Source organism: Candidatus Accumulibacter necessarius (assembly GCF_036625085.1).
Genome location: NZ_JAZKUM010000001.1, coordinates 772,042 through 786,160 on the forward strand (window position 1 = coordinate 772,042; position 14,119 = coordinate 786,160).

General features: G+C 65.1%; 12 protein-coding genes and 1 pseudogene. 5 read left to right on the forward strand and 8 right to left on the reverse strand.

Annotated elements, in window-relative coordinates:
- Positions 1 to 43: 43 nt before the first annotated feature.
- The 5 genes from V5B44_RS03845 to V5B44_RS03865 form a co-directional block, all read right to left on the reverse strand.
- Positions 44 to 3,070, reverse strand: a complete 3,027-nt coding sequence (locus tag V5B44_RS03845; RefSeq protein WP_332357786.1) for an ankyrin repeat domain-containing protein — start codon at positions 3,068 to 3,070, stop codon at positions 44 to 46.
- A 77-nt stretch (positions 3,071 to 3,147) separates the two neighbouring features.
- Positions 3,148 to 3,723: a plasmid pRiA4b ORF-3 family protein gene (locus tag V5B44_RS03850; RefSeq protein ID WP_332357787.1), complete on the reverse strand. Its 576-nt coding sequence runs from the start codon at positions 3,721 to 3,723 to the stop codon at positions 3,148 to 3,150.
- A gap of 359 nt (positions 3,724 to 4,082) precedes the next feature.
- Positions 4,083 to 4,859 carry a hypothetical protein gene (locus V5B44_RS03855; RefSeq protein WP_332357788.1) on the reverse strand — a complete coding sequence of 259 codons (777 nt, stop codon included), beginning with the start codon at positions 4,857 to 4,859 and terminating at the stop codon, positions 4,083 to 4,085.
- A 21-nt stretch (positions 4,860 to 4,880) separates the two neighbouring features.
- Entirely contained in the window at positions 4,881 to 5,264 is a 384-nt protein-coding gene (locus V5B44_RS03860; RefSeq protein ID WP_332357789.1) for a hypothetical protein, read from the reverse strand.
- Between the two features lie 78 nt (positions 5,265 to 5,342).
- On the reverse strand, positions 5,343 to 6,077 hold the full coding sequence (locus V5B44_RS03865; protein WP_332357790.1) for a hypothetical protein: 735 nt from the start codon (positions 6,075 to 6,077) through the stop codon (positions 5,343 to 5,345).
- Between the two features lie 528 nt (positions 6,078 to 6,605).
- On the opposite strand from V5B44_RS03865, the gene V5B44_RS03870 reads away from it, so the two are divergent.
- From V5B44_RS03870 to V5B44_RS03880, 3 genes are read left to right on the forward strand one after another with little or no spacing between them, the layout of a single operon-like run.
- The gene (locus V5B44_RS03870) at positions 6,606 to 7,337 is read left to right on the forward strand and encodes a S1 family peptidase (RefSeq protein ID WP_332357791.1); all 732 of its coding nucleotides are present in this window, start codon (positions 6,606 to 6,608) and stop codon (positions 7,335 to 7,337) included.
- A gap of 55 nt (positions 7,338 to 7,392) precedes the next feature.
- Positions 7,393 to 7,788 (forward strand): MAPEG family protein, encoded by a 396-nt coding sequence (locus tag V5B44_RS03875; RefSeq protein ID WP_332357792.1) that lies wholly within the window; start codon positions 7,393 to 7,395, stop codon positions 7,786 to 7,788.
- Between the two features lie 29 nt (positions 7,789 to 7,817).
- Positions 7,818 to 9,629: an ABC transporter transmembrane domain-containing protein gene (locus tag V5B44_RS03880; RefSeq protein ID WP_434735402.1), complete on the forward strand. Its 1,812-nt coding sequence runs from the start codon at positions 7,818 to 7,820 to the stop codon at positions 9,627 to 9,629.
- Between the two features lie 18 nt (positions 9,630 to 9,647).
- Here V5B44_RS03880 and V5B44_RS03885 read toward each other — a convergent pair whose 3' ends face one another.
- Positions 9,648 to 11,258 carry a Na+/H+ antiporter gene (locus V5B44_RS03885; RefSeq protein WP_332357793.1) on the reverse strand — a complete coding sequence of 537 codons (1,611 nt, stop codon included), beginning with the start codon at positions 11,256 to 11,258 and terminating at the stop codon, positions 9,648 to 9,650.
- Between the two features lie 183 nt (positions 11,259 to 11,441).
- Here V5B44_RS03885 and V5B44_RS03890 point away from each other — a divergent pair, with 183 nt between their 5' ends.
- Both V5B44_RS03890 and V5B44_RS26545 read left to right on the forward strand, forming a co-directional pair.
- Complete coding sequence (locus tag V5B44_RS03890) at positions 11,442 to 12,083, forward strand: class I SAM-dependent methyltransferase (protein WP_332357794.1); 642 nt, start codon at positions 11,442 to 11,444, stop codon at positions 12,081 to 12,083.
- 338 nt (positions 12,084 to 12,421) lie between these two features.
- A pseudogene (locus V5B44_RS26545) lies at positions 12,422 to 12,535 on the forward strand (glutathione S-transferase N-terminal domain-containing protein); the annotation flags it as partial.
- Between the two features lie 465 nt (positions 12,536 to 13,000).
- On the opposite strand, the gene V5B44_RS03900 reads toward V5B44_RS26545, so the two are convergent.
- A complete protein-coding gene (locus V5B44_RS03900; RefSeq protein ID WP_332357796.1) occupies positions 13,001 to 13,792 on the reverse strand; it encodes a PLP-dependent aminotransferase family protein in 792 nt (263 codons plus the stop codon).
- Between the two features lie 93 nt (positions 13,793 to 13,885).
- The gene (locus tag V5B44_RS03905; protein ID WP_332357797.1) at positions 13,886 to 14,119 is read right to left on the reverse strand and encodes a hypothetical protein; all 234 of its coding nucleotides are present in this window, start codon (positions 14,117 to 14,119) and stop codon (positions 13,886 to 13,888) included.

Sequence of the window (14,119 nt, forward strand, 5' to 3'; positions counted from 1 at the left end):
GCCTGCCGTACCGGCACCGCTTCGGCGCCGCGAAGCCGTCGGGTCAGCGCTTCTTGCGCGCCTCGATTTCGCGTCGGATGCGTTCGATCTCGAGCCGTTTTGCCTGCGGCCCTCCCCAACGAATCGGTTTTTGCGCCGCCGCTGCCTGCGCTGCCTCGCGTTGCGCCTGCAGCGCTCGTGCTTCGGCCACGCGTTGTTCCTCGAGTGCCTGCGCACGCGCCACGGCGCGCTCGGCAGCGATCGGCACTCGCCGCCCGGGCAGGCCCGCCTGGAGGAGAAAGCGGTCGATGACCTTCGGAATCGTCTCCGGCCATCCCCAGTCGTTCAGCCGGGAAAACTCGTTGATCAGCGGCAGGTTGAGCGCAGCAGAGGCTGACGTCCAGGTCTCCTCGTCGCCCTGGCGCCGACGGACCGCGAGGTTGGGATTGAGCTGGTACCAGCCCTGGCTGACGCGCTTGAACAGCGCCCGGTTGTACGCGTAGTCGCGGTCGATTTCGTTACGCGCAAGGACGCTGGAAAGATGCTGGCGCCTGTTACGTTCCGGACGGACGATATTGGCCGGCAGATACTGCCAGGCGTCGAGAATGGCCTGAGACTCGAAGGCGCCGTTGGTGCGGCGCTGGCGGTGGGTGAAGCGGGACTTGAAGAGGACCCATAGCGTCTGGAAGAGGAAGTACTCCGACAGATGCCGGTCGAGGCGAACCAGGCGTTCGCCCGTATTGACGTCGATGCTCGCCGGGGCGAGCAGTTCGTAAAGCGCAGCGAGTGGGCCGCGGGCGAACTTCGCATCGCGGAATCCCTCGCGCAAGGCCCAGTGCAGCGCGTTGTAGCCATAGTGGTCAACGGCGTCGCGGTCGGCGCCGCGTTCGAGCAGCGCTTCGACCAGCGGTACGTTGCCGGCCGCCGCCGCAGCCATCAGCGGCGTCAGGTTCATCGGCAGCCGATGCTCCATCCCGTACTGCTCGCACTGTTTCAGGATGTCCTTGAAATGGTTGGCGAAGTAGGGGAGGTAGGTCTTCCGTCCGAAGGTCGCGCGTTGCTGCGCGAAGTTCGCCGCCTGGTCGAACTTCGCCTCCGCAGCCAGCCATTCGGCGAGTTGCGGCTCATCATGACAGGTCGCGTATTCGTAGAGCTGCTGCTTCATCTTGGCGCCGGGGACCTGCTCGCGGAACACCTTGACCAGCAGCTCGACGACCTTCGCTTCGCCGAAGACCGGCCAGGGAACCGGCGTCTGCTTGAGGATCGTCCGGCGGATCGCTTCGGCCTGTTCCTGCTTGCCCTGCAGTTCGAGCTTGCGCGCTTCCTTCTGCCAGTCTTCGAGGGTCGATTGCCTGGCGTCGACCTTGACCTGCCCGAGGCTCATCCCGAGCAGCCCGAACAGCGGATGGCCGGTATCCGACTCGATCACGTAGACATTCCTGATCGCGCGCGTCAGCGCCACGTAGAGGGCATTGACGAAGAACTTGTAGACCTCGAGCGACTTGTCGCTCTTGTCTTTCGCCCGCCGGTAGTCGAGGGTGTCTGTGGCCAGATCGGCCGGTTCGACCCCGTCGACGATCTCGCTGAACTCGGCGCGGTGGTCGGAGATGAAGCGGTAGAGGACGATGTTGTCGTATTCGAGCCCCTTCGCTTCATGGATCGAGAACAGCAGCGGCGTCGCGAAGTGCTTCCTCGCTTCGGCCTTGTCCTCGTCGCGCATCACCAGCACGGCAAACTGCGTCGATTGGCGAATCTTCTGGTCGAGCTCGCGCTTGCTGGCGTCCTTGTCGGGCATCAGCGCCACCTGTCCGGCTTCGCCGCCGACCGCCTGCACGAGGAAGTTGCTCTCGCGGTCGATCGAGCCGAAGCGACGGTGCTTGATCTTCAGCAACTGGTTGGCGACACGCGTCGCCTCGAGCCCGTTGCGGAAGTTGGCCGTCAGCACGCGCAGTTCCTGCCGCTCGGCCAGCTTCTGGTCTTTCCAGAACAGGCTCTTGACCTGGCTCCAGGAAAAGAAGTTGGGGTGGACGATCTGGTTCGAATCGCCGCAGAGCAGGAAGTGGCCCGGCCTCTTCAAGGTCCTGAGGACCAGCGCCAGTTGCACCGTGGTGATGTCCTGTACTTCGTCGACGACGACGAAGTCGTAGCGCGGCGCCGCCAGCGCCTGCCAGTCCTGGGCGACGAGGTTGAGGTCGTAGAACTTCGCCTCCGCGAGCCAGCCGCGGTACTTCTCGAACAGGTCGTAGAGCCGCTCGCGCAGATCGACCGGAAAGATCGACTGGCGCACGCCGAGCGCCAGATAGTCAGCGCGCGAGAGGACGCCGCCGGCGCCGGCCGCCAGAACGCCGCGGATCTCTTCAAACACCTGATGGCCGTCGAACTCCCGGAACGTCTGCCGCATGCGTCCGAACCAGCCGGCGAAGTCGCGCCAGCTCGCCTCGCGACCCGGTGGCACGCGGATCGATTCGACGAACTCGCGGTAGGAGAGGAAGACGGCCTCCTGGCCGCTGTGCTCGAAGCCGTTGGCGTAATAGAGGTCGCGGGCACTCTGCGCGAGGTAGCTGGAGTGCGTGACGTAAAGCACCTCGCCTTCGGCGTGCTTGAGTTTCTCGAGGGTCAGCGCGGTCTTGCCGCTGCCGGCGCTGCCGACGACGATCAGCGGTGCCGGCTGGCGATAGATCGCCTCCTGCGTATCGTCGAAGGAGATCGGCTTGTCGAGCAGGTGAATCGCCGTCCGTTCCGGGTGCAGGTAGCGCACGGGCAGGGCTTCAGCGATCGCCTCGTCGGCGTCGATGTCCAGGATCCGGCTCTCGTCGATCGCCGCGCCGCGCAGAAAGCGCGACTTGTCGTAGTCGTGATTGGCGATCACTTCCAGCATCAGCGCGCACACCTCGTCGCCATGGCGAACCAGCGAGAACAGCAGCCGATCGGCGTCGTCGAGTCGGGCGCGGTAGAACCTGCCGTGGCTGAGATTGACCAGCTTCTTGACCTGTGCGGCACGAAAGTCGTTGCGGGTGATGGCATCAGCCACCTTGCGGTAGCTGGCCTTGACACGCGAGGTGTCAAGACCGGTGTATTCGAGAATTTTCACGGTGAGTCTTGGCGTGGAGGGTGTGACAACGAAGCCGGATTCTACTTCGCCACGGTTGGCTCTGTCGGCCCTGGCTTTTATCCCATGGCGGCGACTCTTCGGGCGTGGGCGGCGAAGTCGAACATATTCGGGTCAAAATCGTCACCCAGCCACTCCCTCATCTCCTCGTAATCCTCGTGCTCCGGATCCTTCAGGACTTCCAACAGATTCGTGTAGCCATAAACCCCACCACAGTTCTCCGGCGGACAAGCGCCTTGGCCGGCGACCAGGACGGCTCGCGGCGCGGCCGGGTCGGGCGGCAGACGCGTCTCGATGGCGATGCTGTGCCACCAGTCGTCACCAAAGTCGTACCAGTAGCGAAACTTGCGTTGCCTCGCCAGCAACTCGCCGAGCGTCGTGGTGTCTTCGGGAAGCGCCGGCTGCCCACCGAACATGTCGTCTTCGAGGTTGGGCATGCTCACCACCCGGCCGGCCGCCCGAAATTCGTGCAGGTGGTCGTCGTCCCAGCCCATGGCTTCCTGGATGACCCGGTGAAGTTCCTCGAAGGTCAGGTCCTTGTCGACCTCGACGCGCCGCCAGATGGCCGGCTCCCAGTCTTCGAGGCTGATCTTGAGGCGCAAGCGGCCACCGGTTTTCTTCGTTGCTGTGCTCATGGTCTTAAAACCTTGGTCGACTCCTCGCCGAACTGGCTAACGACGCGTACCGCCACGCGCCTGCCCGCCCGGAAAGGAATGGGGTGGGAAACGAACCCGTAGAGGCGGTCGAAGGCTTCCTCGTCGATTTCGATCTTCAGGGTGTTCTCAGGCTGTTCTCACGGTGTTCTCGAGCTTCTTGCGCGTGCGCGTCTTCGCCACGTCGGACAGGCCGCCTCTCCACTGGTCGAATTCATGTTTGCGTAATTGTAATCGTGATCGGCGCGGCTATTCAGCCGGCCGGCAGATTGCAAGCCTGGCCTTCGGCCGGATGGCGCATGCCGCCTTTGTCACGGGTAGACGCTTGCTCGCAGATCGGATCAATCGCCCTGAGGCTGGAGGGGGAGCCAGGAGTGCACGACCTCGTCGAAACGTTCGCCGCCGACGACAAAGCTCGATGGGGAATTGCACGGGCCGGTGATGATGAAACCGCAGGCACTCAGCCGCTCGCCGCTGGCCGTCGTGTTAACGGTCGGCTGCGCGCACAGTCGCAGGCTGCCGATCGCAAAGTCAAGCATCTTCTCGCGGTCAGCGCCCGCGCAGACGTAGCTGACCGGCTGGGGCAGAAAAAGGTTGCCGAAGAAGCCGCCCTCGTGAAGCGGATAGGCCGCTTTCTCCTCGAGCGTATCGGTCTGTTCGTCGATCTTCGGGTGGGCAGCCCGCAGATTCACGCGCACGCTCCTGCCGAGCTTGTTGCTGAGCGCGTAGACACACGCCGAGACCCAACGCCGCTCGGCAAGCGAGAGCGCCCTGTTGGCCCACTCCGGCGCAAGGCCGACACCGCCGGTAAAGGTCAGCGTTTCGCCCGGCAAATGGAGAAAAGCCTCGGTGTCGGCATCGAGCGCGCAGCGCACGAGATACTTGAGGAAGCTCCGGCCTTCCGCACCGGCAAAGTAGCTGTCCGCTGGGATATCGAGCTCGACGCGCCGCGCCGGGGTTCCGGGGCCCTCTCCCGGCGACGCGTGCTCGCGTTCGGACGCCGGTACCGGGTACGAGCCGCCACCGACGGCGTCGGCTGCGGCCTGGCCGGCAGCCGCCAGGGCCAAGGCAAGCCCCCAGCGGCTCAGGCGCCAGCGCCGTTTCAGCGGTTGCCGCAAGGGGTGCCATTCCGGTGTGGATTACGGATCAACACAAGAGCTGCAGACCGGCCCGCCCGACCGGCCGAGCGGGCGCGATGCCAGGTTCGTCAAGGCCAGCACGCGAGTCCCGTCACTGGCGATGACGACACCATAGGGCAATGCGGCACCATTGTTGAGAATGGCACCATTTTGCAAAACGCCGCCATTGGCAAGCATGGCACCATTGGGGAAAATCGCACCATTGGCCAAAATGGCACCATTGGGCAACAAGGCACCATTCGCAACCAGCCGGCTGCTGGAAGCGCTTGCGCCGCCGACGGGCACCATATGAACGTCACTTGCGACGGGCGCGGGGTCCATCGGGGCACATCCACCGACAACCGAGGCCATCGCCCACACAATCACTCCGTTGTGAGTCTTCATTCGCTGTTTCCTTTCCCCGGACGAGGAAACCTCGTGTTCGCCGAGACCTCCTGTCGATGAGCGTGTCACGTTGTCATCTCAGTGCAGTGAGACCGGCACCACGGTCAACTGATAAGTGACGTCCACGGAGAACGGCTCAAGGTGAAACTGCGTTGGCGGATAGTCGCAGCCAGGACTGGCCCCGGTGAAGCGCAGCGTATGCGTGCCGACTGGCAAGGGATTAAGCATCACATAATAGCCGTCATCGACTGCTGGCGAATAGATGCCGGGGGGAGTCGGCGGATCTGTCGGCACGCCGTCCGGCGGAAGCACGACAGCAAACGGAACCGAACGAACGCGCGAACGCTTCAATAGCTTGGGCGGCATGGGTTGCCCATCGACCACCAGCGAAAGGTCGGTGGCCGCATCGAGGCAGCCGGCGATTTCGGCACGCAGCTCACTGACTGGTTGGCTGGCCACGTTGACATCGACGAGATTCAGCAGCGGAAAGAACAGTGCCTTGCCCTCGGGGATGGAACACTGTCGTATGATGTTCCCGGCGCCGCGAATCGCACCTTCCAGGAACCACACCGGCCCGTGCTGGACGATGGTGCAGTAGCCCCCGGTCGTATCGAACAGCGGGTTGGGATTCTGTGGGGTCGACAGGATGTATTGCCACCATTCGGCGCTCCATTCGCTCATTTTCTTCCCGTAGACCTGCGCATTCGAATTGTCGAACAGGTGGTCATTGCGATCGTCAGGCTTTCCCTTCGGGTCGCCGAGAGCAGGCGCAGAAATCAACGCCACCAAGAGACAGAAAACAGTCTTTTTCATGCCAACTTCCTTTCCGAATAGACGCTTGTTCGTGCTGCGATGTGCAGAGATTCGCAGACTCTGCGTGGCGGTGTTTCAGGCGACGCGCGCAGTCTTTTCAGTGTCTTGTTCATGAGTCAACGGCGTTACCGCCCGCTGCACCACTTCCTCGCGCTGGCGTCATCGTCGGCTGCGAGACAACCTCCCCGGCTGGCTCGCCGACGCGCAAACCTGGCATGGAAAATGGCGGCAACAAACGACTGCCGGATGCCTCGGTGCAGTCCTCCCCAATGTCCGACAAAAATATCAAGTACCCCTGTTCGCTTTAAGGGTAGGCGGCCCTGAAGCCTTTTTCAAGGTTTTTCCTGAGATTATTTCTTGGTGGGCCGGTTGCTTGCCTCCGTTTCCCCAGTGCCTGTTGCGGACAAACTGACGACCGCGCGGCAACGCCGATCAGCCGAAATCGGCACCGATCGAGCAGGCTTTGACGCAGAATAGCGGCTGGCAAGATCGCAACCCGTTCAAACGACCCCACGTTCCCCCCATCCGATGATCGACACCATTCTTCTCACCGCCGCGCGCATCTGTACTTTCGAGGAGCGGCGGGCGCTGACCAACGCCAGCGGCTTTTTCTTTGCGCGCGGCGAGCGGCTGTTCCTGGTGACCAGCCGGCACGTGCTGCGCGACAAGCCGAGCCTGCATTTCCCCAACCGTATCGAGATCGAGCTGCACACCGACCCCGACAACCTGGCCGAATCGACCGGGTTTTCGATCCCACTCTATGGCGACGGCAAGAGCCTCTGGCGCCAGGGTCAGGACAAGTCCGGCGACATCGACGTGGCGGTGATCGAGATCGAGCGCGCGGCGCTGCCGCCACGCACGCTCTATCGCGCCTTCACGCCAGAACATCTGCCCGGTCGCCTGGACCTGGTCGAGGTCGGCAGCTCGCTGCTGGTGGTGGGGTTCCCGCTCGGCTTTCACGATACCCTGCACCACATGCCGGTGGTACGGCAGGCGGTGCTGGCATCGTCATTCGGCCTGCGCTTCAAGGGCGAGGGCTATTTCCTGACCGATGCGCGCACGCATCGCGGAACCAGCGGCGCGCCGGTGGTCATGCGGGTTTACAGCCAGGACCAGGCGCGTGGCGATCTGCCGTGGCTACTGCTCGGCGTCCATTCGGCCCGGCTCGACGTCGGCAGCCGGGACCTGGAGCTCGATGAAGCCCTGGGCCTGAATTGCGCCTGGTACGCCGACATCCTGATGACCTTGACCGAGTACTGATTTCCGGTTCCCTCTTGCTGTCTTTGACTGCTCACCGCCTACACGAATCGACGCCATGCACGACTATCCTGGCCCCGCACTGGTCACCCTCGCCACCTCGCTGTTGCTCTTTGCCTGCGCTGCCTACGTCGGCCGCTGCCGGGTCAGGTTCGCCATCAAGGCGCCGGCGACCAGCGGTCATCCGCAGTTCGAGATCGCCTATCGCATCCAGATGAACACGCTTGAAAATGTGGTGCTCTTCCTGCCGGTGCTGTGGGTGTTTGCAGTCCACCTGTCGAGCCATTGGGCGACAGCGCTCGGTGCCTTGTGGCTGGCGGGCAGGATCTGGTACGCCCTTGCCTACGCGCGCGATCCGAAGACGCGGGGCGGCGGCTTCCTGCTCTCGATGCTCGCTTTCGGCGCCCTCGGGCTCGGTGGCGCCTGGGGAGTTCTGCGTGGACTGATCGCTTGAACGCCGGCCCTGCCGGCGAGCAGGCGGCGATCGCACCGGTTCAGCCGGACGGCGGCAGCGTTCCCCGCCAGGCGCCGGCGCGCAAGCTGCGGCCGCTGCGTGCGCTGCTGCCCTACGTCGCGCGCTACCGCGGGCAGGTCGCGCTGGCGCTGCTGTTCCTGCTCCTTGCCGCGGGGGCGACGCTGGCGCTGCCGCAAGCGGTGAAACTGCTGGTCGATGGTGGGCTGGTGCGCCCGGCCGGGGGCGAACTGGCTGAGCGACTGGTCTCCATCCGCGCCTACTTCGGCCTCCTGTTCGGCGTCGCGGTGGTGTTGGGCCTGGCCACGGCGGCGCGCTTCTACATGGTGAGCTGGATCGGCGAAAGGGTGACCAGCGACCTGCGGCAGGCGGTCTACGCGCACGTGCTGCGGCAGAGCCCGCAGTTCTTCGAGACCCTGAAGACCGGCGAGGTGCTGTCACGGCTGACGACCGACACGACGGTGATCCACAACGCCGTCGGCTCCAGCGTCAGCATGGGCCTGCGCAACATCGTCCTGCTCACCGGCGGGCTGACCATGCTGCTCACCACCACCCCGCGGTTGATGCTGATCGTCGCCGGCATCGTCGTCCTGGTCGTGCTGCCGGCGGCGATCATCGGTCGCCGCGTGCGCAAGCTCTCGCGCGCCAGCCAGGATCGACTGGCCGACACCAGCGGTATCGCCGGCGAGATCCTCAACGCCATCCCGGTGGTCCAGAGCTACACCCAGGAGAGCGCCGAAGCGTCGCGTTTTTCCGCCGCCAACGAACAGGCCTTCGCCGCCTCGGTCCGGCGCAGCGGGACGCGTTCCGCGCTCACCGCCTTCGTCATCATCGGTGTCTTCGGCTCGCTGCTCTACGGCATGTACGGCGGCGTCCTGGCCGTGCTTGCCGGCGAGATCAGCGCCGGCGAGCTGAGCCAGACGGCGCTCTACGTGATGATCGTCGCCGGCAGCGTGGCGGTGCTGGCCGAGGTGTGGGGCGATCTGCTGCGCGCGTCGGGGGCCACCGAGAGACTGATGGAGTTGCTCGATGCGCGCTCACCGATTGCCGAACCGGCACTGCCGATCGCCCTGCCGGTGCCGGCCGGTGGCCTGCAGGTCTGTTTCAAGGCGGTGAGTTTTGCCTATCCGTCCCGCCCGGCCCAGACCGTGCTGCAAGGACTCGATTTCACCATCGAGGCCGGGCAGACGGTGGCTCTGGTCGGGCCATCGGGTGCCGGCAAGACGACCGTCTTCCAGCTGCTGCAGCGCTTCTACGACGTCGGCGACGGCGCCATCCTGATCGATGGCATCGACTTGCGGCGCTCGCGCCTGACAGATCTGCGCGCGCGCGTCGCGGTGGTGGCGCAGGAGGCCGTGATCTTCTCGGGCAGCATCGCCGACAACATCGGCTACGGCAAGCCCGGCGCCTCGGCCGAGGAAATCCGCGCAGCCGCCGGTGCGGCCTTCGTCGATGAATTCGTTCGGCGTTTGCCCGAGGGCTACGCCACCTTCGTCGGCGAGCGCGGGGTTCGCCTGTCGGGTGGCCAGCGCCAGCGCATCGCCATTGCCCGTGCGATCCTCAAGGACGCGCCGCTGCTGCTGCTCGACGAAGCGACCAGCAGCCTCGACGCCGAGAGCGAGCGCGTCGTGCAGGCGGCACTGGAAGCCGCAATGGCCGGCCGGACGACGATCGTCATCGCCCATCGGCTGGCCACCGTGCAACGCGCCGACCGGATCATCGTGCTCGACCACGGGCGGCTGATCGACGCTGGCACGCACGCGGCGCTGGTCGGGCGGGGTGGCTTGTACGCGCGGCTGGCGGCGCTGCAGTTCACCGCCTGAAGGGGGGCTGTCTCTCCCCTAACCCCGGTCGACGCTGGTCGAGGAAATCAGCTCGCGCTCATCGAGCTCGGTTTCGATCACGCGCAGGATCTCGTCGTTGATCGCATCGGCGGCATGCAGCTCGTGCAGGCGTTCGCGCTCGGCGTGGATCGCCGCCAAGCGCAGTTGCCGTCGCAGGGCGATGTGGCTGGCGCGCAGCAAGGCGTGCCGGCTGTCGCCTTCGAGCAGTTCAAGTTTGCCCTCGTAGCGGTGCACCAGCTGTTCGGCAAAGAACCTGTCCTCGGCATCCGACAAATCGCTGGCCCTCAGCTTGACTGCGCCGATAGCCGCACGGGCAATTTCGGCGCGCGCGACGTGTTCCTCGGCGGCGGCTCCCTCATCACTCTCGATGGCCAGCTTGCGGATGATCCACGGCAGTGGAATGCCGTTCAGGGCCAGCGTCAGGATGATCGTTGCCGCGGCCAGGAAGACCACCAGGTCGCGTTCGGGAAAAGGCATGCCGCCGGCGACGACGGCCGGGACTGAAAGCGCGGTCGCCAGCGTGATCGAGCCACGTACCGCTGCCCAGCTCACCAGCAGCATCCGTTTCGGGTCCGGCCCCGAACGGCTGCCGGCCCAGCCCCAGTGCAGACGGAAGCGCACATGGGCAGAGGTCCACACCCAGCCGATACGCAGCAGCATCAGCAGCAGCCAGAGGATAAGCGCATAGAGGGTGAGATCGAGCGGGTCGAAGTGGTCGACACTGGTCAGCATGCGCCGTAATTGCAGGCCGAGCAGGACGAAGACCAGTCCGTTGAGGACATAGGAAAGCATCCGCCAGACCTCCCGTGCGTGCCGCCGCGCGTCGGCGCCCAGACCCTTGACTTCCTGACCGCTGGCCCAGAGCCCGGCGGCGACGACAGCGAGGATTCCTGAAACGTGCAGCGCCTCGGCGGCGAGATAGGCGCCATAGGGGATCAGCACCGTCAGCAGCGTCTGCAGGACCGGGTCACCGGCCTGCATGCGAATGAGGCGCTGCCGTAACTGGCGTCCGACCCATTCGAAGGCGATGCCGACGAGCATGCCACCGCCAGCCAGGATGACGAAGTTGCCGGCGACCTCTGCCGAGGAAAAAAGCCCGGTCGCGGCCGCCGCCACAGCGAGCTTGAAGGCGACCAGCCCCGAGGCATCGTTGAGCAGGCTCTCGGCATTGACGATGTGCACGATGCGCCCGGGCAAGGGCAGCAGCTCGGTGGTGGCGACGGTGGCGACGGCATCGGTCGGCGAGACGATCGCGCCAAGCACGAAGGCGACGGCCAGCGGCATGCTCGGGATCAGCCAGTGCATGACATAGCCGACTGCCACCACGGTCAGCACGACCAGGCCCAGCGCCAGCAACAGCACCGGTTTCAGCACGCGGACGAAGTCGCGACGTGGCAACACCCAGGCGTCGGCAAAGAGGATCGGCGGAATGAACAGCAGCAGGAACAGCTCGGGATCGATCTGGATGGCGTCGAGACCGGGCAGGAAGGAGGCTGCCAGCCCGACCACGACGAGCAGGATCGGCAGGGGCAGGGGGGTCCAGCGGACGAGCGCGCCGCCGACGGCGATTGCCAGCAGAAGGAGCAGGGTGAGTTCGGTAACAGCCATGCCGCATTGTACGCCGGATCTATGACAAATGACCACGGTCAATTGCCTGATCTGCAGCTTCCGTTGGTCTCTGGGGAATGTCGCTTTAAGGTCCCCTTCAGTGCCGCGGCTCACTATCTGCAGCAGACAACGAGACGCACTGCTCCATCTCGGGGCTGCTGGTTACGGCAAGGAGACTTTTTCATGCAGGAAGTTGTGGCTTATCGCGGCAAGATCAAATATGACATTCAGACGGCGCTGGCGTACAAGGATCGCCCGCCCCGACAGCAGGTCGCCGAAATCGCACTGGTCGACAGGGTCTTTCGATGGGTCCCGAAAACCCATCGGATTCTCGACCTGCCGTGTGGTGGCGGCAGGGTCAGCGTGCATCTGGCCAGAAACGGCTATCAGGTGAGCTGCGCCGATCATTCCGAGGCGATGCTGGAGATTGCCCGTCGCTTCCTCCGGGAGAACCGCCTGGAGTGTCCCGTCGAGCGGCAGGATATTGAGGCGTTGACCTACAGCAATCGCCAGTTTGACACGGTCATCTGTTTTCGTCTGTTCCATCATTTCCCCACGCCGGCGATTCGTCAAAGAGCTGCTGCCGAATTGTGTCGCGTGGCTGGCCGCTATGTTGCGCTCTCCTATTTCAGCCCGTTGTCGGTCACCTCACTGAAGCGTCGCCTGCGGGCGGGCCTCGGCGGCAGGGCGTCGCAGAAACTGGCGACGCCGCGCGCTGAAGTCGAGGCTTATTTCCGCAGCCAAGGGTTCAGGCTTGTCAAGGATTTTGCCCGCAGCCCCTTCCTTCATACCCTGCATCTCGCCCTCTTTGAACGGGCCGAATAGGGTAGGGCATCGAGCAAGGCGGAGGTCGATGCTTGCTCACCGTTGCCCGCGCAGCGGGCTCGTCGAGGGCGTTGCGCTTTACCCGGATGGGCAACTACCCGGCGCCGAACCAGGCGACCGGGTGGGTCAGGCGCTGGCAGGTCGGACGGGCCGACTGGGTGGCTCTCGCCAGGTGCGATGCGCCGGCTTTCCTGATGTGCAATCATGCCAGCCTGCTTCGCTGCAGTTGCACGAAGCCTGACCCAAGGAGACTGGAGATGAGCGATACGACAAACGGCCGGGAGCACCAGCTTCTCGGACTCTATGATTCACCCTTCGTGCGCCGGGTGGCGGTCACGATGCAGTTCTACGGCATTCCCTACGCGCATGTCTCGCTTTCGGTGTTCCGGCACATGGACGCCATGCGCCCGCTCAATCCGCTGTTCAAGGTGCCGATGCTGACGCTGCCGAATGGCGAAAAGCTCTACGAGAGCGCCTATCAGCTCGACTACCTTGATGAACTGGCAGTCGAACGCGGCCTTTCGCCGCTGACGCCGCGTAGCGGCGGCGAACGGCGGCAGGTGCAGCAGGCGATGGCGCTGGCCATGGTCGCCACCGAGAAAGCGGTGGCCATCGAGTACGAGCGCAAGCGCCCGGCCGAAAGGCAGTGGCCGGAGTGGAGCAGCCGTCTGCGCGGCCAGATGAATGACGCGTTTGGCATGCTCGAAGAGCGCCTGAGCGGCGATTTCCTGGTCGCTGGGCGTCTGACGCAGGCCGACATCAGTACGGTCGCGGGCATCGGCTTCGTCCGCCACGTGTTGCCGCACGAATGGCCGACCGGCCAGTACCCGGCGCTCGAAGGGCTGCGGCAAGACTCGAGGCGAGCGCCGCGTTCCTGGCGGTGCCGATCGACGCCTGATGGCGGCTGCCGCCAGCAGTCAGGCAGTCATCAACTTGCCGAGGCGCCGCACGGCGTCCTCGATCTCGGGCGTGTGCGGGTTGCCGCAGTTGAGTCGCAGGCAGTTTCGGTACATGCCGCTGGCCGAGAAGAGTTCTCCGGGCACATAGCTGACGCCGGCCGCGATGGCGCGGTCGTGGAGCGCAGTGGTGTCCACTTCCTCGGGCAGTTCGACCCACAGGACGAAGCCGCCCTGCGGTTCGGTGATGCGCGTGGCGCCGGGGAAGTGCCTGGCCACCGCCGCGCGCATGGCAGTCGACCTGCCGTTCGTAGCTTCGCCGCAGGCCGCGCAGGTGGCGATCGACAGGCCCCGATTCGAGGTACTCGGCGAGGACCACCTGGGTGAGCGGATTGGTGCCGCCGCTGGTGATCGTCTTCTGCAGGGCAACCTGCGCCGGTAGCGGCCGGCGGCGACGAAGCCGATGCGCAGGGCGGGCGACAGGCTCTTGGAAAAGGACGCGCAGAGCATGACGTTGCCGGCAGTGTCGAACGCCTTGATCGGCCAGGGGCGCTCGCTGCCGAAGTGGAGATCGCCGTAGATGTCGTCTTCGATCACTGCCACGCCTCGTTCGGCAGTCAGCTTGGCGAGCCGGCGCTTGTTCTCGTCGGGCATGATGCTGCCGAGCGGGTTGCTGGCGTTGGCCACCAGCAGGCAGGCAGCGACCCGGCTTTCGCGGGTGGCCAGATCGAGGGCCTCGATCGACAGGCCGGTGCGCGGATCGGTGGGTATTTCGAGCGCCTTGAGGCCGAGGGTTTCGAGCAGTTGCAGCATCAGGTATAGCCGGGCGATTCGACGGCGACCGTATCGCCGGGCTGGTCACGGCCCGCAGGCAGAGGCTGAGGGCCTCGGTGCAGGAATTGGTGATCACGAGCTCGTCGCCGCCAGCGGTCCGGCCCAGCCGACCGAGCGCAGGACCAGCTGGCGGACCAGCGCCGGTTCGTCCATGTTGATGTGGCTGCTGGCTTCGAGCAGCCGCGGATGGCGCCGCGCGACGCTGCCGTAGAGTCGCTGCAGCGCGGCCAGCGGCATCAGGCTGGACGAGGGCAGGGCCGCCGCCGAGTGGCGCGACCCCCGGCAGAATGCCGGTCTGCAGAACAC

What these genes read in the sequence shown, in the direction of transcription:
- V5B44_RS03860 (WP_332357789.1), bottom strand. Translation starts at nt 5,264, where the DNA reads ATGAAGACTCACAACGGAGTGATTGTGTGGGCGATGGCCTCGGTTGTC.
- V5B44_RS03865 (WP_332357790.1), bottom strand. Translation starts at nt 6,077, where the DNA reads ATGAAAAAGACTGTTTTCTGTCTCTTGGTGGCGTTGATTTCTGCGCCT.
- V5B44_RS03890 (WP_332357794.1), top strand. Translation starts at nt 11,442, where the DNA reads ATGCAGGAAGTTGTGGCTTATCGCGGCAAGATCAAATATGACATTCAG.
- V5B44_RS03885 (WP_332357793.1), bottom strand. Translation starts at nt 11,258, where the DNA reads ATGGCTGTTACCGAACTCACCCTGCTCCTTCTGCTGGCAATCGCCGTC.
- V5B44_RS03875 (WP_332357792.1), top strand. Translation starts at nt 7,393, where the DNA reads ATGCACGACTATCCTGGCCCCGCACTGGTCACCCTCGCCACCTCGCTG.
- V5B44_RS03900 (WP_332357796.1), bottom strand. Translation starts at nt 13,792, where the DNA reads ATGCTGCAACTGCTCGAAACCCTCGGCCTCAAGGCGCTCGAAATACCC.
- V5B44_RS03850 (WP_332357787.1), bottom strand. Translation starts at nt 3,723, where the DNA reads ATGAGCACAGCAACGAAGAAAACCGGTGGCCGCTTGCGCCTCAAGATC.
- V5B44_RS03870 (WP_332357791.1), top strand. Translation starts at nt 6,606, where the DNA reads ATGATCGACACCATTCTTCTCACCGCCGCGCGCATCTGTACTTTCGAG.